Source organism: Paenibacillus sp. Y301 (assembly GCF_059445505.1).
Window position 1 is genome coordinate 23,297 of record NZ_JCAIUL010000001.1, and the last position, 21,340, is coordinate 44,636.

A 21,340-nucleotide genomic window follows, 5' to 3' on the forward strand; every position below is an offset into this window, starting at 1 on the left:
GATCGTAAGTACAATCCGCCACCGTAGCGGTCAGCTATAGCTTTGTTTTCAAACACTAGAAATGTTTTGAGCCACCAAAAGATTAATTAATTGAATTGAAGGAGTTTGGATATTACATGTTAACCGGAAAACAAAAACGTTATCTACGTTCATTAGCGCATCATTTAGATCCTGTGTTCCAAGTGGGTAAGAATGGAACGAACGATCATTTGATTCGTCATATTGAAGAAGCTATTGAGAAGAGAGAACTGATGAAAGTAACAGTTCTTAACACATGTCTTGAAGATCGGAACGAAATCGGAGCCGAATTGGCTAAAGAGTCTGGTTCTGAATTAGTTCAGGTCATCGGAAAAGTAATCGTATTGTATAAAGAATCAAAAGATAATAAACAAATTCAACTGCCATAAGTAGGGGAGGATTCAGCATGAAGATAGGTATCATGGGAGGGACCTTTGATCCACTTCATATCGGACACTTGCTCGCAGCAGAATCTGCAAGGGATTCTTATCAGTTGGATGAAGTCTGGTTCATGCCAAGTCATATTCCTCCTCACAAAGAAAAGGCAGGAGCAACGGGTGAAGAGAGGCTAGCGATGGTAACCGAAGCAATTAAGGACCATCCTTCCTTTCGAACTCTGGATATCGAGGTGAAACGGGGCGGTGTATCCTACACCATAGATACGATCGAAGAGCTTCATGAGATCCATCCAGGAGTTGACTTCTATTTTATTATTGGAGCGGATATGGTTAACTATTTACCTAAATGGGATCGGATTGAAGACTTGTCGAAGATCATAACCTTTATTGGTGTTGGGCGCCCAGGTTCTCCTATAGACCTGAGTGCATTACCATGTTACTTACAGGATAAAGTTTTGTTAGCTGACATGCCACTTGTAGACATATCCTCAACTGAGATTAGGGAGAGGGCAGAGACCGGGCATTCCATCCGTTATATGGTGCCTGATCGTGTATATGAATATATACTAAGGAGCGGGATCTATGGAATATAGCCGTGATGATCTTATTAGAGTTGTATCCTCTCAGATGCCTGAGATGCGCTGGAAACATACACAGGGCGTTATGGAGACAGCTGTAAAGTTGGCAGAACAATATGGAGCAGATCCTGTAAAAGCTGATTTAGCTGCGATTCTGCATGATGTGGCTAAATATTGGCCCGTAGAGAAGCTAAGAGCGATTCTAACCGACAATCAGTTATCTGATGATTTGTTATTATATAATAAACAACTATGGCATGCTGAAGTAGGTGCATATGTAGCAAGTCATGATTATGGAATAGACGATATCGAAGTATTAGATGCTATTCGTTATCATACTTCTGGCAGAATAGGTATGACTTTATTGGACAAAGTGGTATGTCTAGCCGATTATATTGAACCGGGTAGAGACTTTCCGGGTGTGAATAATATTCGAGAACTAGCCAACCATAGTTTAGAAGGAAGCCTAGTTGCTGGATTAGACTCTACAATTCATGTCTTGATGTCACGTACGCAAATTATTTATCCGTTAACAGTATTAGCACGTAATGATTTAATAAAGCAAATGGAGGCGAATTCATGAATCAAAAGTTTGTTAGTCCTGAGAAGTTGTTGGATTTGGCAGTAACTGGTGCACAAGATAAAAAGGCAATGAACATCGTTGCACTGGATTTAAGAGGAGTTTCAATGGTTGCTGATTATTTTGTGATTTGTCACGGTAACTCTGATGTACAAGTGCAATCCATCGCTACAGAAATTCGTAAGTCGGCTATGGAAGCAGGTACAACAATTCGTGGGATCGAAGGTATGAACGCTGCTCGTTGGGTACTAATGGATTTAGGGGACGTTATTGTTCATGTCTTCCACCGCGATGAGCGTGAATTCTATAATCTTGAAAGATTATGGTCTGATGCTAAGGTAGTGGAAATGGTATGAGTTTAGTTGCGGGTACAGTTGTCTCACTAGAAGTGGCCCGTGAAGTGTCTCCATACGGATTCTTTCTATATGGGGATGATTTCGATGTGTTACTTCATTACACGGAGATTACAGAAGAAATAAAACCAGGTGATATCGTAGAAGTATTCATTTTCTTTGATACCGAAAGTCGCTTGGCTGCAACGATGAAAAAGCCACTGTTGACACTGGGTGGAATAGCCAAATTGGTAGTAGCTGATATCAATCCACGTCTAGGGTGCTTCCTTGAAATGGGCCTTGGTCGTCAATTGTTACTTCCTATACGCGAGTTACCTGAGATTAAAGAACTACATCCACGTGTCGGTGATTCTGTGTTTGTTACCATGGAACATGATAAGCAAGGGCGTCTACTTGCCAAGTTAGCTGGGGAGTATGAGTTAGAGACACTGACTTTTGCTGCCCCTACCTCATGGATGAATCAGTGGGTGACTGCAACCGTGTATAAATCGCTCCAAATGGGCACATTTGTGCTTGTTGATGGTGGTGTAGTTGGATTCGGGGTCATTGGTCTAATTCACGCTACGGAACGCACTCGCATGCTTCGTCTTGGCGAAGAAGTGAAGGCACGTATTAGCCATATTCGTGAAGATGGCAGAGTCAATCTTTCCATGGCACCATTGAAAGAGGTTGGAAGAGATCTAGATGCAGAGCGTTTGCTAGAATTCCTCAAGGATCGTCCAGGTGGTGGAATGCCTTATTCCGATGCTACTCCTCCGGATATCATTAAAGATCGATTCGGCATTAGTAAATCTGCATTTAAACGGGCTATAGGTAAGTTGCTGAAAGATGGCCTAATTACGCAAAAAGAAAATTGGACGTACTTAGTGAATCCTGAATCGAATTCAGAATCGGATTCGAATGAAGATATACAGTCTTAATCCTATAAGTACGTGTTCAAAAAGTCGGATTTTCAGCACCAAGAGTACTTCGTGATCAAAAGATGACTTTTTGAACAACCTCTATAATGGATTCATAGTATTCCAAAGAAAGTGTGGTGTCATCATGTCATCCTACCGGAAATTTGCATATGTCTACGATGAGTTAATGGAAGACATGCCATACCCTGACTGGATACGTTTTGCGCGAACAGCTTGGGAGAAACATGGGATGCCTCATACTGTAGCTGAGCTTGGCTGTGGAACGGGTAGCATCACCATACCACTAGTGAATTCTGGATTTGAAGTAACAGGTATAGATCTTTCATCAGATATGTTATCCGTTGCACGTGGCAAAATGGATATGACTCCACAAGGTAGCCGCCTTTATCGTGAAGGTAGTATACGTTGGGTAAACCAGGATATGAAAGAGTGGGAACTGCCAGAACCAGTGGATTCTGTGATATCTTTTTGTGATTGTATTAATTATCTCGTTGAGGAAGCGGATGTCATATCTATGTTTGCACGTACATATGAGGGTCTAAAACCAGGTGGATCATTTCTTTTTGATGTACACCACCCCAACACGATGAAACGTTACGATGATGAACAACCATTTGTGCTGGATGAACGTTCAGTTTCATATATTTGGACTTGCGATTTGGATGTACAGAGCTATGCTATTGAACATCATTTGCGAATTTTCGTACGTGATGAACAAGGTAGCGATCAGTATCGACGTTTCGATGAGATTCATGTTCAGCGGGCTTACGATCCAGAGTGGATGAGAGTGGAGCTTACCAAAGCTGGATTCCGTGATATCAAAATATACGCTGACTTTGAATGGGTCGAAGCTGAAGATGATGCGCAGAGATTATTCTATGTTGCGATCAAATAAGTATGTGTATGAAGCCTTGGATAGATATCAGGGCTTCATTTTTTTAATATAGATCCTTTTTAGTATATACTTGAGAAGTGAGTTTGATTGAAGACTATCGATATAACACATATGAAGGAGTGAATGAAATGGAATTGAAGAATAGTACAGCCATTATTACTGGAGCAGGAAAAGGAATTGGTCTAGCTATAGCTACAACCCTTGCTAAAGAAGGTGTTAATCTAGGGCTAATCGCTAGAACAACGTCAGATCTAGAAGGACTTCGTAACACTTTGACTGAAACTTATGGCGTCAAGGTTAGTATTGCTACAGCGGATGTTTCTGTAAAGGATGAAGTGGACAAAGCAGTGGACAGTTTAAAAGAACAACTAGGTTCAATTGATATTCTGATTAATAATGCTGGATTTGCAGAATTCGGAACATTGTTAGAGATGGATCCTGAAGTATGGGAGAGAATGATGCGCGTTAACCTAATGGGAACTTATTATGTAACTCGTGCGGTACTTCCTACGATGGTAGAACAGAATAGTGGTAACATTATTAATATCTCATCCACTGCAGGTGAGAAAGGATTTGCAACAGGTTCAGCGTATTGTGCTTCTAAGTTCGCGGTATTAGGATTAACGGAATCCGTTCTGCAAGAAGTTCGCAAATTCAACATTCGTGTTGTTGCACTGACTCCAAGTACAGTGAATACAGATCTTGCTAAGAATGCGGGCTTAAAAATAGGTGATGAAGATCGCATGATGCAACCTGAGGATGTGGCAGAGTTAGCTCTGGCTACCCTGAAACTTCCACAGCGCGTGTTTGTAAAAACGGCTGGACTTTGGACAACAAATCCGCAATAATGGATCATCAAACAAGCCTTGGATCCTTTGATCCAAGGCTTGCTTTTGCGTGTGTTACTAAGGAGCATGAGATCAGATCTAATGTCCTTATTGTCTCTCCAATTTAACGATGTTCTACAAGGTCAATACTTCCAAGGATAATATGTGCTAGACCGAAGCCTAGTACGCCATACGCAGCAAGCTTATACTTACTTCCAAGTAACGCAGCACCAGATGCTGATACAACAGTTCCAAGAACAGTAGGAATCATCCCTTCGCGCATATGAACACTCCCTTAGATTGGTTTGGAAAGACGTATAGTAGTCTTTGTCAAAATATAATGAACTATACGCTTGAGACATGATCAGTAACCTATATATTTGTCGAGGGTCATTTGTTGACTTATCTTCCTTAATTCTGTATAATATGGTTCATCAAAATGCATATTTTAAACGTTGATGAGGAGTATTAATTTCGAGAAATATCACTCAGAGAGCCGGTGGTTTGCTGGAAGCCGGTTGATGATCCGAAACGAACTTACCTTGGAGTCATGATATGATTATGGAAGAGCTTAAACGTTCTACGATGTAGATCGTCAAGAGTTTCTATATCTAAAATATCGTCGTCTTGCCCGCGTTAAGGGTTCAAAGTGAGTGGAGAACAAAGAATGTATTCCACTAACTAGGGTGGTACCACGGGAATTCAGACCTCTCGTCCCTAGCGATCAAACGCTAAGGATGAAGAGGTTTTTTTGATGGGCAAATGTAAGAGGTCTGCTTTTCAGACAAATTACATATTACACTGCACGAATTTTGAAGGAGGACAAATAATCATGAGTGAACAGCAACAAGGTCAAGGTTATCAACCACAAGCGATTGAGCCGAAATGGCAACAATATTGGGAAGAGCATAACACATTTAAAACAGGGGAAGATCCAGCTAAACCGAAGTTCTATGCTTTGGATATGTTCCCATACCCTTCGGGTGCAGGTCTTCATGTAGGCCATCCTGAAGGTTATACAGCGACGGATATTGTCTCTCGTTATAAACGTATGCGTGGATACAATGTGCTTCATCCTATGGGATGGGATGCATTTGGTCTACCAGCGGAGCAACATGCTATTGACACAGGAGAACATCCAAAGGGATTCACAGTTCAGAATATTAATACTTTCCGCCGTCAGATCAAATCTCTAGGTTTCTCATATGATTGGGATAGAGAGATCAGTACGACAGATCCTGAATATTATAAATGGACACAGTGGATATTTATACAGTTGTATAATAAAGGACTTGCTTATGTAGCTGAAGTGCCAGTCAATTGGTGTGAAGCATTGGGTACTGTACTTGCGAATGAAGAAGTCATTGATGGATTAAGTGAACGTGGAAGCCATCCTGTTGTCCGCAAACCAATGAGACAGTGGATGTTGAAGATTACGGAATATGCAGATCGCTTGTTGGACGATCTAGAGGAATTGGATTGGGCTGAGAGTATCAAAGATATGCAACGTAACTGGATTGGTAAATCCAAAGGGGCTGAAGTGACATTTGATATTCAAGGTCACGAAAAGCAACTCGTGGTATTTACAACTCGTCCAGACACGTTGTTCGGTGCAACGTATTGCGTTCTAGCTCCAGAACAAGAGTTAGTAGATCAAATTACGACAGAAGAACAAAAGGCAGCTGTAGAAGCTTATAAGATCCAAGCTTCACACAAAAGTGATCTTGAACGTACAGATTTGGCTAAAGACAAATCAGGGGTATTCACAGGGGCTTATGCTGTTAACCCAGTAAATGGCGCTACTATGCCAATCTGGGTTGCAGATTATGTTCTTGCTGGATATGGTACGGGAGCTATTATGGCCGTACCAGGACATGATTCACGTGACTGGGAATTTGCCAAACAATTTGGGATCGACATCGTGGAAGTGATTAAAGGCGGTAATGTTGAGGAAGAAGCATACAGCGGTGACGGTGAACATGTCAATTCCGATTGGCTTAACGGTCTAAACAATGTCGATGCTATGGCGAAGATGATCACTTGGCTAGAAGGGAATGGCAAAGGTCAAGGTAAAATCACCTATCGTTTGCGTGACTGGTTATTTAGTCGTCAAAGATACTGGGGAGAGCCTATTCCAATCCTTCATCTAGAAGATGGGACAATGAAGACGGTTCCTGAGGACCAATTACCACTCGTTCTACCTGACGTTGAACATATCAAGCCATCTGGCACAGGAGAATCACCATTAGCTAACGTTCTTGAATGGGTGGAAACAATCGATCCTGAGACGGGAATGAAGGCTCGTCGTGAGACCAATACCATGCCTCAATGGGCAGGTAGTTGCTGGTATTACTTACGCTTTATTGATCCACACAATGATAAAGAGTTATGTTCTAAGGATAAGCAACAACAATGGCTTCCAGTAGATTTGTATATCGGTGGTGCAGAACATGCTGTACTTCACTTGTTATATGCACGTTTCTGGCATAAGGTGTTATACGATCTTGGCATCGTAGATACGAAAGAACCATTCCATAAACTTGTGAATCAAGGGATGATTCTAGGTACTAACAATGAGAAGATGAGTAAATCGCGTGGTAATGTCGTTAATCCAGATGAAATTGTCCAAAGTCACGGTGCGGACACACTTCGTATATACGAAATGTTCATGGGACCACTAGAAGCGACTAAGCCTTGGAGTATGAATGGTGTAGAAGGAAGCCATCGTTTCCTTTCTCGTGTATGGCGTTTAATCATCAATGACGAAGGCACTTTAAATAGTAAAATTGTCGATGGTGAAGGCAGTGATGAATTTAAACGTACTTGGCATAAGAGTATTAAAAAGGTAACGGAAGATTTGGAGAACTTACGCTTTAATACAGCGATTAGTCAGATGATGATCTTCGTAAATGAAGCATACAAGGTTGAAGAGTTGCCACGTGTCGCTGTGGAGAACTTTGTACAACTTCTGTCACCACTGGCACCGCACATTTCCGAGGAATTGTGGCAGCGCCTTGGGCATGAAGACAGCATCACGTATGCTGAATGGCCAACATATGATGAATCTTGGACAGTGGATTCAGAGATTGAGATCGTCGTACAAGTGAATGGTAAGATTGTAGAGCGTACCATGATTGCGAAGGATATGGATAAAGATGCCATGCAAGAGTATGCTTTGGCTCTTCCTAGTGTTCAGCAAGCTATTGCGGGTAAAAGTATTCGTAAAATGATTGCTGTTCCAGGTAAATTAGTTAATATTGTGGTCGGTTAATTTCACTGAAATATTCATTTAGCTTATCTACATCTTCATCATATTTATTGTGAGTTGTGGTAATAAGATTGTGAAATATACCATCTAAGCTGCGGTCTAATTGAGATAAGGCTTGGGCGGTAATACCACCAGGAACGGCTACCAGTTCTTGAAGTTGTAGAGGGGTTAACCCTCCTTGGGTTAACAGCTTGCCCGTACCCATCATCATCTCACTTGCAAGACAGGTTATTTCCTCTTGGGAAATGCCTGTCATTTCCACAGCAGCATGGATCCATTTTACTAAGAAGAAACTCATAAAAGCAGGCCCGCAACTTGTGAAGTCAGAGTTAATGCGTGCCTGCGATTCTTTTATTTCTATCGGCTTGCTGATGAAAGAGAGTAGATTATGCAGGAGTTGCTTATCTTTCTCTTGAATTCGGCTACCATACATAACTAATGAAGCACCACTTCCTACCTTATGAGTTACACTTGGAATCACCTTAGCAATCTTACAGGGAAGATGCTCCTCTAAATGCTGTAACTGTACAGGACTAGTGATCGACACGAATATTTGGTCATTTCGAACATGATCCTTAATTTCTTGAATTAAACTAACGAATTGAAGAGGTTTGACACAAACGAATAACACGTCACAATTGGTTACTGTCTCGATGTTGTTGCTGCACACATTTAGACCCTTGTGGCGTTCAGAGAGTAATAGTGGCTTTTCTATAGATCGATTACTTATAAATAACTGCTGAGGCTCTATTGCACCAAAATTGATGAAAGCGTCGATTAAGAGGCTTCCCATACTTCCGGTTCCAATTAGTCCAATCCTCATGGGATATTCCCTCCTTTCATAATTACGGTAATCACATAGTCCTTCTTCTTAACATATGCATTAGAACCTTTACAACATGACGAATTTACAGATTAGACAAGTAATTATATTTATTTGTATTAAGATGTTGCAGTCAAATTTCGTGATTCTATTCATTCCAATGTGATAGAGGTGTAGTGTAGTGAAACGTAAAGGGGTAGGTATTATGATTGCTCTGTTAGGCAGTGGGTGTATTCTTTTATCCGGTCTAGGGGGTAGCGAAGAAATTGAGGATTGGGAACCATTAAATTTACAAGTAGCACAAGCGTTAGGAGAAGAGATATCTTCTTCTGATCCAAAACAAGAGGAACAAGTAGCGCCCACAAAGACAGTGTTGAGTTCAACTACGGATTCGAAGGCTTCTGTGTCGAAGAACAATGTTAATGAGGTAAATCCGCCCGTTGCGGAGAATAAATCGGCGACGACGATTGTCGAACAGAACGGAGAGCAAGTTAAAGTTGACGCAAAGACGGACTCTAAGGAAACTTCAGCAGATCAATCGAATATTCATAAAATAAACGTGAACACCGCGGATGCCAAAGATTTAATGGAACTTCCGGGGATTGGAGAGAAAAAGGCACAGGCTATCATAGATTATCGTACACAGAATGGTCCCTTTCAAAAAGTAGCCGATCTTAATCATGTGAAAGGGATTGGAACGAAAATGATGGAGAAAATAGCGCCATATGTAGCATTATAGGATTATAATAAAGAAATATAGAGGGGAGGAGAATATCATGATAGATACACGAAAAGACTGGGACACGTATTTCATGGACATTGCATACATGGTATCTACCCGTTCTCGTTGTGCTCGCCGACATGTAGGAGCTTTACTTGTGCAAGGTAAGAAGCTACTCGGCACAGCTTATAATGGTGCTCCAATGGGGATGCCTGATTGTTCAGAAGCGGGCTGTATGATTACAGAGGAAGTATCCTTGATTGAAGTAAATGGAGAACAACAGATGGTTACGAAGCAACGCTGCATCCGCACCATTCATGCGGAACAGAATTTACTGCTTTTCACAGACCGGATTGATCGAGAAGGAAGTACCGTATATGTAACAGACGAACCGTGTTGGACATGTGCGAATATGTTGGCGAATAGCGGAATTGTAGAAATTGTATTTCATAGATCCTATCCTAAAGATACCGACAAAGTGACAGAGATGATGAATAGTAAAGGTATTAATTTTCGCCACTTACAATCTTATGAACCACCGAAAGACACATTAACGTCCGTTTCGAACTAACTAAATAATGTAACCTGTAGGACTTTTCAATCTTATAGTGAAGTTTGATAGAGGAAGAACCTCTTTTGCGAGTTAGTCGCAAGAGAGGTTCTTTTTATTCTATATAAAAGGGATCGTGATAACGAATGCAAGGTAGGCCACTGTTGTTATTTACTCTCTGTTGGGTTATTGGAAGCAGTACAGCATGTCTATACTCAGGCATTGCGTTAGGTTTATTAATGGTTGGGATATCGGTTGCACTTCTAGTAGCTTTGATATTTATGAAAATAAGACGGGTAACGATTATGGTGTTGTGGCTAGCACTCACGGTTTCATGTGGATACTGGGAGTGGCATGATCACGCTAATGTTACTTCGTTACCTCAAGCTGTGAATCAAGACATAGCTAAGCTTACAGGGCTTACTGTAGATGTAGAAGGTATGGTTGTAACCACGGTGAATGTAGATGGAAATCGAGCAGATATGAATGTGTCACTCTCTGGATTGAATTCACATTCTGTATCTGAGAAGGTGATTGTGCAAGTGAAGTTACAGACAAAGGATCAGCAACGAGAGGCTGAGAAATGGCAACGTGGAGACATGGTTAAGCTAAGTGGTACTCTTGAGATTCCGGCAAGTGCTCGCAATTTTGGTGGTTTCGACTATCGAAACTATTTGCGTACGAAAGAAATTCATTGGGTCATGAAGGTCACAGGACTTGAGAATACGGTAGTCGTACCTCCTACTTCATGGAATAGAATCTCTCTATTTCGTGTGAATGATAGACTGAGAGAGAAGATGGCATCCAAGATTGAACAAATATTTCAAGAACCTCATGCTGGATACATGAAGGGTCTGATTATCGGAATGCAAGATGATGTAGATCCTGATACGTATAGCGAATTCTCTCAACTTGGATTGACACATATATTGGCAGTATCGGGCTCCCATGTAGCTGTTTTTGTAGCATGTATGATGATCTTACTTAAGGTGTTCAGACTTTCTCGTGAGACGAAACTTACGATTGTTATTCTGCTAGTCCCTTGTTATGTTCTTTTGACCGGATTTAGCCCCTCGGTTGTTCGCTCCGGAATCATGAGTATGATTACACTTTATGCAGCAAGACAAGGGTTATTAAAGGATGGACTTCATATTATTAGTGCTGCAGCTCTCATGATGCTGGTATGGGATCCTTATTTATTAGTAAATGTAAGTTTTCAGCTTTCTTTTATCGTTACTGTAGGCCTAATCGTATATGTACCCTTAACCATGCCATTATTGGGACGATTGCCCCGTAAACTATCAGGTGCATTAGGTGTGACCGTTATTGCTCAATTGACGTCATTTCCACTAACGATCTATTATTTCAATCAATTCTCATTGCTCTCTTTAGTGGCTAACTTTTTACTGGTTCCTTTAATCTCCATGCTAGTTATGCCACTAGGGATGATTTCATTAGCATTAGGTTCTATATGGTTGCCTCTGGGTCGATGCATAGCATGGATTACGGAGTGTCTTGATAACATTACCTTTACGGTGATCGAATGGATGAATAATTATCCAGCTTTTATAACTATATGGCGATCACCTTCTCTATTATGGATAGTTACCTACTATATTTTGGTATACGTACTCCTGAAATTAGGTAATATATGGGTCGATCACGTGCAACCGTTACCCATCAATACTGACGATACCGTTCCATTAGAAGTGTCTTTTTTGAAAAAAAGCCCATTAGAGGGTGAGGCCAATAAGCTTTCTTGGAAGCAATTTATGGTAGCTCCACTGATGATTTCGTTTATTATCTTACTGGTTATAGGGTATCGACCACAGTCATTGAAGGGTGCTGGATTGGTACAATTTCTAGATGTTGGACAAGGGGATAGCATTCTATTAACGACTCCTGAAGGTAAGAATATTCTTGTGGATGGCGGTGGGACACTGAATTTCAGCAAGCAGAACGACCAGTGGAAGATGCGTAAGGAACCTTTTGAAGTAGGAGCAAAAGTGTTAGTGCCTTTGTTGAAAAAGCGTGGTATTCATCATCTAGATGCTGTGATACTTACGCATGGTGATCAAGACCATGTTGGTGGATTGCAAGCCGTGTTAGATCAGATCCCAGTTCGGGCATTGTTATTTAATGGAACATTAACAGGAACGGCGACATTAGAGAAATTATTATCAACGGCTATAGCCAAAAATATTCCAATATATGCTGTTCATGATGATATGGAGATGCACCCCGATTCATTTACAAACATGATCTTCTTAGCTCCAACTATGACACAAGATGAACAGATAAAGTTGCCTATTGTAGAGGAACAGAATCATTCCTCCCTAGTGTTTATAGTTGAGATGAATGATGTACGTGTTTTATTAACAGGGGATATGGATGTGGCTAGTGAGGAATATATTTTAGAAGACGCAACGAATTCAACAAGGGTCTCTAAAGGTATAGATATTATAAAGATTGCACACCACGGAAGCAAGACATCAACGTCTAAAGAATGGCTGGCACGTGTGAAAGCTACAGTTGCTGTTATATCTGCAGGCGTAAATAATTCATATGGCCATCCTCATCCTGATGTGGTTAACCGAATTATAGATCAGGGCTTAGGCATATTTAGAACGGACCAACAAGGAGAGATACAAATGAAGCTTCATCATAAAAAGGTGTGGGTCAGGAATAAGCTAAAATAGATGGATTGAACTAAATTTTTGCATGGAAGGTGCTTCTTTGGTTCTATCAATATAGGCAGGGGACTTGAACTTCATCGCGTACTCTTGTAAGATTCCCATAGAGAGAGTTTTTATAGAACTTTTCATCATCAATCTCCATTGGGTTAGGGAGGTTGAGTTTTGTGTGATTAGATCATGTATATTTTTGGTACATAATACTATGAAATACTTTTTAAAAAATGGTTACAATTTGCAACAATTTGATGGTCTTACACGTCAATAAGATTGCAGGGAGAGGGGGATCCTTTGTGGTAGAGCTCGGACTCATTAGAGCGGCTCAATCGGGCGATCGCGACGCTCTAATTACCCTATTACGAGATATTGAACAACACGTATATCGTACAGCCTTTTATATTCTGAACAATGAACAGGATGCGCTGGATGCTGCTCAGGAATCATTAATTCGTATTTACACTCGAATTGACTCTTATGAGGAGAAGGCGAAGTTCAAGACATGGGTTCAACGGATTGTTACTAATATATGTATTGATAAATTTCGGCGTAATAAGCCAACTGTATCGATGGATGAGCATGATTTTGGTTTTCAAGATAAACAGGATGTTGAGCAACTTGTTCTGTCATCTTATATGGCACAAGATATTCAGGATGCGATTAATCAACTGCCGGAACATCATAAGACCGTTATTGTATTAAGGTATATACAGGATTTCTCATACAACGAAATCGCTGAATGTTTGAGTTTGCCTCTGAATACGGTTAAATCATATCTTTTTAGGGCAAGACAGCAATTACAGACTATGCTACAAGAGTATCAGAAAGGAGGTGTGTCAGGATGAAATGTCCAGAGGTGGTGGAATGGATGCACCGTTATTTAGATAACGACCTTAATGAAGTGAATACCTCTGAAATGATGGAACATATAACGCATTGTTCACAATGTTCAGAAACCTTTCGTATCTTAAAGTCGTTGTCCCATGAATTAGAAGAGCTTCCTCATGTTATACCTAGGTATAGCTTGGTAGATGCTATTATGCCTCAGCTAGATGCTATAGATCGTGCACGTCTTGAGAAGAGTGCCGCTCAGGAACGTTCGGCTGATGAAATGGTCCCAGTACCATTACCACGTGCAAGCGACCCTAGGAAACGGTTCCTTTCAAGTACGGCTGCTAGAACAATGATCGGAGCCGTCGCAGCCGTGGGGATCATAGGTGTAGCTATCTTTACCTATTCTCCGGAAGAGGTATCGGAAGCCGAGATTCAGTACAAAGAGGAAGCTACTACAAGTACTGATACTGGAGATGTAACGAATGATAAAGTTACGAAGAATGCATCTAATAATGTAAAGGGTGTAGCGCCAACTTCTTATGATACTGTGGAGGATACAGGATCGTCAGAACCTGAGGGTATATCTAATCAGGATAAGAACACGCCAGATTCAAATTCAACACAAGGAAATGAATTAGAAGCACCTACAGAATCCATAGAACCAATTTCACCATCTACTGTTGCAGAGGTTCCAGATTCAAGTTCAGTGAAGGTGGATGATCCAAGTCAGCAGGCGTTAGAGAATTCTAATCCATCAGCTAAAGTTGGAGAAGATAAAGCTAAAGCTAGTGGAGCAGATACCACAAGAGTAGCAGATACCTCACGAGTAGCGGATACCTCGCAAATAGCAGATACCTCGCAAATAGCAGAGTCGAACCCAGAGGATGCTCCAATGAGTAAAGTGAACGTTGACCCACCTAAGGAGGATAGCTCTAAGAAGATAACAGATGGGATTGATCCGATTCCAACTAAAGATAACATTATGTCGGGGATCACTTCATTTAGTGCAACAGTGACACCCCAGTTATGGGATTCGCCGGATGGAAAAGTGACTGCAGTTCTTGAAAATGAGAAGCTAGTTATATATCAATTACCCATTGAAGGGGAAGTTGAAAAGTCAGTTATTCAGAGTATTAAAATAGTGGGTACTTGGGTGACTGGAGGATGGTCTTCAGATGGCAAAGTATTTACGTATCAGACATCCGTGGATGATAAAGTAACTGATCACACCTATAATTATGTGCCGGAAGCTCCTACACCTTAATATTCGTTAGAAATGATGCACCGTTTGTGTAGCTGTGGAATATGTTGTGTTATGGAACAATTCGCAGAATCACTCAGATAATCAGCCATCCATATAAATGTGAAAGTCCTAGTCATTATGACCACTGGCAGAAAAGTTTCTAGAGCTTTTTGTTGTCGGTGTTTATATAGATGTGCTGGAACAAGGAATCTTGGGCGAAAGCTCGGGGTTCCTTTGTTCTGGTTGGAAAGTCTTTTTTTTGGTAGAATCATAAAAGGGGTTATGCGTAGAAGTATAAGAGAGGGAGCTACCATGGATATTAAAACAGCAACAAAAGCGATAAAACATGGAGACGTATCTCCTGTGTACCTGCTATATGGATCGGAGAAGTACCAAATAAAAAAGTTTACTACCTTGTTAGAGGAGCAATTGCTTCAAAAGGAAGATCGCGATTTTGCGATTGTGAACTATGATTTAGGAGATACTCCATTACAGGTTGTCATTGAAGAAGCAGAAACCGTGCCTTTTATGGTACCACGTAAGTTAATCTTTGTTCGTGATGCTTCTGTCTTTACGGCAGGCAAAGAAAACGGGAAGATTGAGCATCGTATAGAAGTACTTTTGGAATATATGAAGAATCCGGCTGAATACAGCATCCTTATATTTCTGGTACACCATGAGAAGTTAGATGAACGGAAGAAAGTAGTCAAAGCGTTAAAATCTGCTGGGGTAGTCCTTGCCTTCACTCCAATGGGTGGAGAGGAATTACTTAGTTGGGTAGCTAAGGAGACGAAGCAGAGAGGCTGTATGTTAGCACCAGGGACAGCAGAGGCTCTTATTAAAAATGCGGGTACACAACTTCAGACATTAACTGCTGAGCTCGATAAGCTATGTTTATATGCGGGTAACGGTGGAACGATAGACTGCGATACGGTGGAGCAGTTAGTAGCTAGGAGTACGGAGCAGAACGTCTTTGCTCTTATTGAGGATATTGCGAACCTGAGATTAGAACATGCATTGGGTATCTTTTATGAGCTTCTTAAGCAACGTGAGGAGCCGATTAAGATAGCGGCACTGATTACAAGACAATTTCGGATCATGCTACAAGTGAAGGAATTGGCGAGCCAAAGTTACTCCCAGCAACAAATCGCTTCACAATTGGGACTTCATCCTTATGCAGTTAAAATAGCGGGGGAACAAGCGCGGAAGTTCAACTCAGATAATCTTAGGGGAATACTGAATCGACTGGCTGATTTAGACTACCATATGAAGACGGGGCGAATTGATAAAGTGCTTGGGTTAGAGCTGTTCCTATTACGACTTGGACTTTAAAAAAATAAAATGCTAAAAAGTCCTGATCAGCGTTGCTGTTCAGGACTTTTGCGTTTGTCGTATGAATAGCGCATCTTAAGCTTGAGCATTAAGGGCGTTAAGTTTTTTCGCCAAGCGAGATTTCTTACGAGCAGCCGCATTCTTGTGGATTAAACCTTTAGTTACAGCTTTATCCAGCTTTTGGGAAGCCGTTTGAATGGCAGCATTTGCAGCTTCAACTTCATTATTTGCCAGCGCATTGTCAGCAGTTTTAACAGCTGTACGTAGAGCGGATTTTTGGGAAGCGTTGAGCGCACGGCGTTTGTCGTTCGTTTTTACGCGTTTGATAGCGGATTTAATATTTGGCATTGCATTCACCTCCTGAAAGACATTCGATAGATCGAAATGATTCACAACTTAAAATAGTTTAGCATGAGGCACTCTAAAAAGCAATACTTAAAAGGCTTTGTATAAACTTCCCCTTACTCTCGCACACTATCGTGAGAAGAAGAAGGAGGCCAAATTCGGATGACAATAGATTTGCAAAAATATACCGTTCGTACAGATCTTGCAGTAGATGCTAAAGAGATGGCTGAAAAAAAATACAATGCACCTCTTTCAGGTGTAGATGAAGAAATTTCCGAACAGGATGGAATCAAGGTTACTCGATTAAACGTACTTAATGATGAAGGATCGAAGATGATCGGTCGCGTGAAAGGGCATTATGTAACGATTGAAGTACCTGGACTCCGGGGTGGAGATACTGGATTACAAGAAAGAGTTGCTGAAACCTTTGCTCGTGAATTTGAAGACTTTCTAACACTAATAGGAATTAATAAGACTAGGTCAGTACTCGTTGTGGGTCTTGGGAATTGGAATGTAACTCCCGATTCCCTTGGACCACTTGTCGTAGAAAATATATTAGTTACGCGGCATTATTTCGAATTGGTACCTGACCAGGTTGCTCCAGGCTACCGACAATTGAGTGCCATAGCCCCTGGAGTACTAGGTGTCACCGGAATTGAATCCAGTGAAATTGTACAAGGGATTGTGGATCGTACGAAGCCTGATTTGATTATTGCAGTAGATGCTCTTGCATCGAGATCCTTGGAACGAGTAAATACTACGATCCAGATTGCTGACATCGGTATTCATCCGGGCTCTGGTATTGGTAATAAACGGCGCGGAATAACGAAGGAAGTGTTGGGGGTACCTTGTATTGCAATCGGTGTACCTACCGTTTGTTATGCATCTACTATTGTGAACAATGCCATTGATATGATGAAGAAACATTTAGATCAAGAAACAAATCATACAAAGGAAATTATGGGGATGCTGGATGATATGCCTGAAAATGAGAGATTAGGGTTAGTTAAGGAAGTGCTTGAACCCCTTGGTCATGATCTCATTGTGACGCCAAAGGAAATTGATGAGTTTATTGAAGATATGGCGAACATCGTTGCATCGGGGTTAAATGCTGCTCTACACGATGCTATTGATCCATCCAATGTCGGAGCATATACCCATTAAATTTAAATAACTAAGAAGTTCCGGAATCTATCGGAACTTCTTTTTTTTGTGTTTTGGTTCTAGTGAATCTCTATAGTTCATAGATTTGAAGTATAAGAGAGTTCAGGAGGACATCAGAAATGAAAAGAAAATGGTTTCAAATTTGGAATATACACGAAATGAGAGTCAAATGGATGTCTATTCTAACGATGGGACGCACCTTTTTACTGCTGACGTTAAGTTCTATGGTATTTTTCGTGGTGTTAGGCATCGGAGGCATGGCTGAGAAACAGTTTAATTCATCGCCCGTGTCATCCATGAAGGGATTTGCAGCATCGCTTTCTAGTGGCTTTTTTCAGGATATGTTAGGAATGGAGATCCCCCACTTAAGTAGTGGAAAAGAATCCTCATCAACCCTATCTGGTGAAAAAATGACGACATTTGTGTTCCAATTACTAACAAGTGTGAATCCAAAAGATCCTAAAAGCCTGTTGGCACGCGAGATACCGGGAATGAATAGTCAAGATCCTGTCCTTCTCCGTAGTGCATCAGGGAATAAAGATATGATAGCCCCAGAAGATTACCATCCTGATTCTGCTAAGGTTGTGGCTAGTGCCAAATCCCAAGAAGGAATAATCGAACCTATAGAACCAATCGAACCTTCGGTCCCTGTTACGCCAGAGCCAAGTACGAAACCTAATGATGTTGACAAAGGTCCTGTAGATAACGGAAATACTAAAAATACACCCGTTAATAGTGACAGTCAGGTACTAATCTATCATTCTCATCCTCGAGAAGCTTTTAATCCATTACTAGGAACGATTAGTAGTAACCCGAACTCAGCAGTCCCTTCCAAAAATGTGATGAAAGTGGGGGAATTTATTTCCACAGAATTGAAGGCAAAAGGGGTTGCTGCGATACATCTACAAGATGATTTCCCATCTTATGTAAAGGACTATAGTCATAAATTCTCATATAAATATTCCCGTCAATCCGTGAAAAAGGTACTTGCACAAAATTCTAAAATAACCTATTTACTAGACATACATCGTGATTCTGCGCGGCATAAGCAAACAACGACTGTAATAAATGGTGTGAGTTATGCCCAATTGTACTTCATTATAGGTCATGAGAATAAGAACTGGCGGCAAAATGATGCCTATGCGAATGCTATAAATACACGTTTAGAAAAGTCATATCCAGGTATATCAAGAGGGGTATGGGCGAAAACAGCAGAGCAAGGTAACGGAGAATATAATCAGTCACTTTCACCAAACAGTCTGGTGATTGAGATGGGTGGAGTGGATAGTACGAAGGAGGAGCTTCAGCGTACAGCTCGTGTGTTAGCGGATATCGTATCCGATGTGTATTTTGAAGATCAAAAGGCGAAGAAGGCGAGTACCGTGAAATCTGGCATAAGTACTAAAAGTGGTGGATAAATATAGATTGGATGACCAAGGGAGGTTTGTATATGTCTCGTTTTGCTAAAAAAATGTGGATTATAATCATTTGGACGGGACTAGGACTCCTGCTTGGTATGCAGTTAGCCAATCCTAATAAGGATTCGTCACCCCTACCTCAACAGAACATTAGTAAGGCGACTTCTAATGCACTACAGGAGATTACGGTACCATTGCCGCAGATCGATCAGAACTTGGGTGCAGGTTCTTATACGATTACGGTTCAGGCTAATCCTGGACAGGAACAGCAACAAGAACAAGAACAAGTGGAGGTTCCCGCCTATTCTGATAAAACACCTCAGGAGATCTTAATACCCGATAGATCGAAACCTACAGTAGATGTTTTAGCAGATAAAACAGGCAACCTTCTTCAAAAAGCCTCTCAAGAGAGCATTCGTTTCGTCGTATCTCTGTTCAGTTCTGCGACTGAATAACAAAATAAAAGGCACCTATTTTTAAGAATGTGTGTGGGATTGCCGCTCTAACCCAATACTGTTATAATGAGGTGATTGATACATCAGGCTAGTTGTGGGGGTAAGGCATGACGGACGTATTCGAAAGACAAAAGAAAATTCGTAATTTTAGTATCATTGCACATATAGACCATGGTAAATCTACTTTGGCTGACCGTATTCTAGAATACACAGGTGCACTGACTTCTCGGGAAATGCAGGAGCAAGTGCTCGATAAGATGGACCTCGAACGCGAGCGTGGAATCACCATTAAGTTACAGGCCGTGAATTTAATATATCGTGCCGACGATGGTGAAGAGTATATTCTGAATTTAATTGATACACCAGGACATGTAGACTTTACGTATGAAGTGTCGCGTAGTCTTGCAGCCTGTGAAGGTGCCTTACTCGTAGTTGATGCTGCTCAGGGTATCGAAGCCCAGACGCTTGCCAATGTCTATCTAGCATTGGAGAATAACCTGGAGATACTGCCGGTTATTAACAAGATCGATCTGCCTAGTGCGGATCCGGAACGAGTAAGACAAGAGATTGAGGATGTCATCGGGTTGGATGCGAGTGATGCTGTATTAGCTTCAGCTAAAGCAGGTATTGGGATCAAGGAAATATTGGAACAGATCGTAATGCAAGTTCCATCCCCCACGGGCGATCCAGAACAACCACTTAAAGCTTTGATCTTCGATTCTCATTATGATGCATATAAGGGCGTTATCGTCTATATACGAGTAGTGGATGGAAGTATTAAGGCAGGAACCAAGATTAAAATGATGGCAACCGATAAAACGTTTGAAGTTATCGAAGTCGGTGCTTTCATGCCTAGCATGACCATCGTAGATGAATTGAAAGTTGGAGATGTTGGCTTTATTGTTGCTGGGATTAAGCATGTTGGAGATACGCGAGTTGGGGATACAGTAACCAATGCGAAGAATCCAACACCAGAAGCATTGCCAGGATATCGGACAATCAATCCGATGGTATATTGTGGGCTATATCCAATTGAGACTTCAGAATATGTTGATTTACGTGAAGCGCTAGAAAAGCTTCAGTTAAATGATGCATCTCTAAGTTTTGAGCCGGAGTCTTCTAGTGCGCTTGGCTTTGGATTCCGTTGTGGATTCTTAGGATTGCTTCATATGGAGATCATTCAGGAACGTATTGAGCGTGAATTTAATATTCCGTTGATCACGACTGCACCAAGTGTAATCTATCGGATTGCGATGACGAATGGCGACATCATTACGATTGATAACCCATCTAATTATCCGGAGATCGGTAAGATCGACCATGTGGAAGAGCCGTATGTTAAAGCTTCAATAATTGTGCCGAATGATTATGTGGGTATGGTTATGGAACTTTGTCAGAACAAACGTGGTGAATTCATCAACATGGAATACTTGGATGATAAACGTGTTACGATCATCTACGAAGTTCCACTGTCTGAGATTGTCTACGATTTCTTTGATAAGTTGAAATCCGGTACGAAGGGGTATGCATCGTTTGACTATGTCATATCTGGCTATCGCACGTCTAATCTAGTCAAAATGGATATTCTGCTTAACAATGAACAAGTCGATGCTCTATCATTCATTGTACACCGTGATCGTTCTTTCAATCGTGGACGTATTATTTGTGAGAAGCTACGTGAGATTATCCCTCGCCAAATGTTTGAGGTTCCGATTCAGGCTACAGTGGGTACGAAGGTAGTTGCTCGTGAAACGGTAAAAGCGATGCGTAAAAACGTATTAGCTAAGTGTTATGGGGGAGATATTTCCCGTAAACGGAAATTGCTTGAGAAGCAAAAAGAAGGTAAGAAGCGCATGAAGCAAGTCGGAAGTGTTGAAGTGCCGCAGGAAGCATTTATGGCGGTATTGAAAATTGACGATTGATCAGCT

Annotated in this window: 21 protein-coding genes and 1 other annotated feature; of the genes, 18 read left to right on the forward strand and 3 right to left on the reverse strand. The window is 41.2% G+C overall.

Translation table 11 applies throughout. From position 1 onward, the window contains the following. Window positions 1-116: 116 nt before the first annotated feature. The 7 genes from yhbY (at window position 117) to AC1D69_RS00150 (ending at window position 4,590) form a co-directional block, all read left to right on the forward strand. Window positions 117-407 carry a ribosome assembly RNA-binding protein YhbY gene (yhbY, locus tag AC1D69_RS00120; RefSeq protein WP_495454135.1) on the forward strand — a complete coding sequence of 97 codons (291 nt, stop codon included), beginning with the start codon at window positions 117-119 and terminating at the stop codon, window positions 405-407. A gap of 17 nt (window positions 408-424) precedes the next feature. After that, window positions 425-1,009 carry a nicotinate-nucleotide adenylyltransferase gene (locus AC1D69_RS00125; protein WP_495454136.1) on the forward strand — a complete coding sequence of 195 codons (585 nt, stop codon included), beginning with the start codon at window positions 425-427 and terminating at the stop codon, window positions 1,007-1,009. Beyond that, window positions 999-1,577, forward strand: coding sequence for a bis(5'-nucleosyl)-tetraphosphatase (symmetrical) YqeK (gene yqeK, locus AC1D69_RS00130; RefSeq protein WP_495454137.1), 579 nt, complete (start codon window positions 999-1,001; stop codon window positions 1,575-1,577). The genes AC1D69_RS00125 and yqeK overlap by 11 nt, the downstream gene beginning before the upstream one ends. Next, window positions 1,574-1,930 (forward strand): ribosome silencing factor, encoded by a 357-nt coding sequence (gene rsfS, locus AC1D69_RS00135; protein WP_495454138.1) that lies wholly within the window; start codon window positions 1,574-1,576, stop codon window positions 1,928-1,930. The genes yqeK and rsfS overlap by 4 nt, the downstream gene beginning before the upstream one ends. After that, window positions 1,927-2,847, forward strand: coding sequence for a CvfB family protein (locus tag AC1D69_RS00140; RefSeq protein WP_495454139.1), 921 nt, complete (start codon window positions 1,927-1,929; stop codon window positions 2,845-2,847). The genes rsfS and AC1D69_RS00140 overlap by 4 nt, the downstream gene beginning before the upstream one ends. A gap of 124 nt (window positions 2,848-2,971) precedes the next feature. Beyond that, window positions 2,972-3,742 carry a class I SAM-dependent DNA methyltransferase gene (locus AC1D69_RS00145; protein WP_495454140.1) on the forward strand — a complete coding sequence of 257 codons (771 nt, stop codon included), beginning with the start codon at window positions 2,972-2,974 and terminating at the stop codon, window positions 3,740-3,742. Between the two features lie 128 nt (window positions 3,743-3,870). After that, entirely contained in the window at window positions 3,871-4,590 is a 720-nt protein-coding gene (locus tag AC1D69_RS00150) for a 3-ketoacyl-ACP reductase (RefSeq protein WP_495454141.1), read from the forward strand. Between the two features lie 103 nt (window positions 4,591-4,693). On the opposite strand, the gene AC1D69_RS00155 is transcribed toward AC1D69_RS00150, so the two are convergent. Then, complete coding sequence (locus AC1D69_RS00155) at window positions 4,694-4,852, reverse strand: asparagine synthase (protein WP_068659360.1); 159 nt, start codon at window positions 4,850-4,852, stop codon at window positions 4,694-4,696. A 163-nt stretch (window positions 4,853-5,015) separates the two neighbouring features. Continuing rightward, window positions 5,016-5,291: a binding site (T-box leader), on the forward strand. 110 nt (window positions 5,292-5,401) lie between these two features. Between AC1D69_RS00155 and leuS the strand changes: the two genes are divergently transcribed. Continuing rightward, window positions 5,402-7,840 carry a leucine--tRNA ligase gene (leuS, locus tag AC1D69_RS00160; RefSeq protein ID WP_495454142.1) on the forward strand — a complete coding sequence of 813 codons (2,439 nt, stop codon included), beginning with the start codon at window positions 5,402-5,404 and terminating at the stop codon, window positions 7,838-7,840. Here the strand turns inward: leuS and comER are convergent. Continuing rightward, complete coding sequence (gene comER / locus AC1D69_RS00165; protein WP_495454143.1) at window positions 7,821-8,660, reverse strand: late competence protein ComER; 840 nt, start codon at window positions 8,658-8,660, stop codon at window positions 7,821-7,823. The two genes, leuS and comER, sit on opposite strands and share 20 nt — an antisense overlap. Before the next feature lie 181 nt (window positions 8,661-8,841). Here comER and AC1D69_RS00170 point away from each other — a divergent pair, with 181 nt between their 5' ends. The 6 genes from AC1D69_RS00170 to holA all read left to right on the forward strand — a co-directional run bounded on the left by AC1D69_RS00170 (window position 8,842) and on the right by holA (window position 16,030). Then, entirely contained in the window at window positions 8,842-9,399 is a 558-nt protein-coding gene (locus tag AC1D69_RS00170; protein ID WP_495454144.1) for a ComEA family DNA-binding protein, read from the forward strand. A gap of 34 nt (window positions 9,400-9,433) precedes the next feature. Continuing rightward, on the forward strand, window positions 9,434-9,952 hold the full coding sequence (locus AC1D69_RS00175; RefSeq protein WP_495454714.1) for a deoxycytidylate deaminase: 519 nt from the start codon (window positions 9,434-9,436) through the stop codon (window positions 9,950-9,952). A gap of 143 nt (window positions 9,953-10,095) precedes the next feature. Continuing rightward, window positions 10,096-12,630: a DNA internalization-related competence protein ComEC/Rec2 gene (locus AC1D69_RS00180; RefSeq protein WP_495454145.1), complete on the forward strand. Its 2,535-nt coding sequence runs from the start codon at window positions 10,096-10,098 to the stop codon at window positions 12,628-12,630. Window positions 12,631-12,917: 287 nt separating this feature from the next. Further along, complete coding sequence (locus AC1D69_RS00185) at window positions 12,918-13,466, forward strand: RNA polymerase sigma factor (RefSeq protein ID WP_495454146.1); 549 nt, start codon at window positions 12,918-12,920, stop codon at window positions 13,464-13,466. After that, entirely contained in the window at window positions 13,463-14,719 is a 1,257-nt protein-coding gene (locus tag AC1D69_RS00190) for an anti-sigma factor family protein (RefSeq protein WP_495454147.1), read from the forward strand. Before AC1D69_RS00185 ends, AC1D69_RS00190 begins: the two co-directional genes overlap by 4 nt. Before the next feature lie 291 nt (window positions 14,720-15,010). Further along, entirely contained in the window at window positions 15,011-16,030 is a 1,020-nt protein-coding gene (gene holA / locus AC1D69_RS00195; RefSeq protein WP_495454148.1) for a DNA polymerase III subunit delta, read from the forward strand. 75 nt (window positions 16,031-16,105) lie between these two features. Here the strand turns inward: holA and rpsT are convergent, their stop codons facing one another. After that, complete coding sequence (rpsT, locus tag AC1D69_RS00200) at window positions 16,106-16,378, reverse strand: 30S ribosomal protein S20 (protein ID WP_495454149.1); 273 nt, start codon at window positions 16,376-16,378, stop codon at window positions 16,106-16,108. 159 nt (window positions 16,379-16,537) lie between these two features. Between rpsT and gpr the strand changes: the two genes are divergently transcribed. From gpr to lepA, 4 genes are all read left to right on the forward strand, one after another. Beyond that, window positions 16,538-17,539 (forward strand): GPR endopeptidase, encoded by a 1,002-nt coding sequence (gene gpr, locus AC1D69_RS00205; RefSeq protein ID WP_495454150.1) that lies wholly within the window; start codon window positions 16,538-16,540, stop codon window positions 17,537-17,539. 119 nt (window positions 17,540-17,658) lie between these two features. Next, window positions 17,659-18,957, forward strand: a complete 1,299-nt coding sequence (locus tag AC1D69_RS00210) for a stage II sporulation protein P (protein ID WP_495454151.1) — start codon at window positions 17,659-17,661, stop codon at window positions 18,955-18,957. Window positions 18,958-18,989: 32 nt separating this feature from the next. Further along, on the forward strand, window positions 18,990-19,412 hold the full coding sequence (locus tag AC1D69_RS00215) for a hypothetical protein (protein WP_495454152.1): 423 nt from the start codon (window positions 18,990-18,992) through the stop codon (window positions 19,410-19,412). A gap of 107 nt (window positions 19,413-19,519) precedes the next feature. Next, the gene (gene lepA, locus AC1D69_RS00220; protein ID WP_495454153.1) at window positions 19,520-21,334 is read left to right on the forward strand and encodes a translation elongation factor 4; all 1,815 of its coding nucleotides are present in this window, start codon (window positions 19,520-19,522) and stop codon (window positions 21,332-21,334) included. Window positions 21,335-21,340 lie beyond the last annotated feature (6 nt).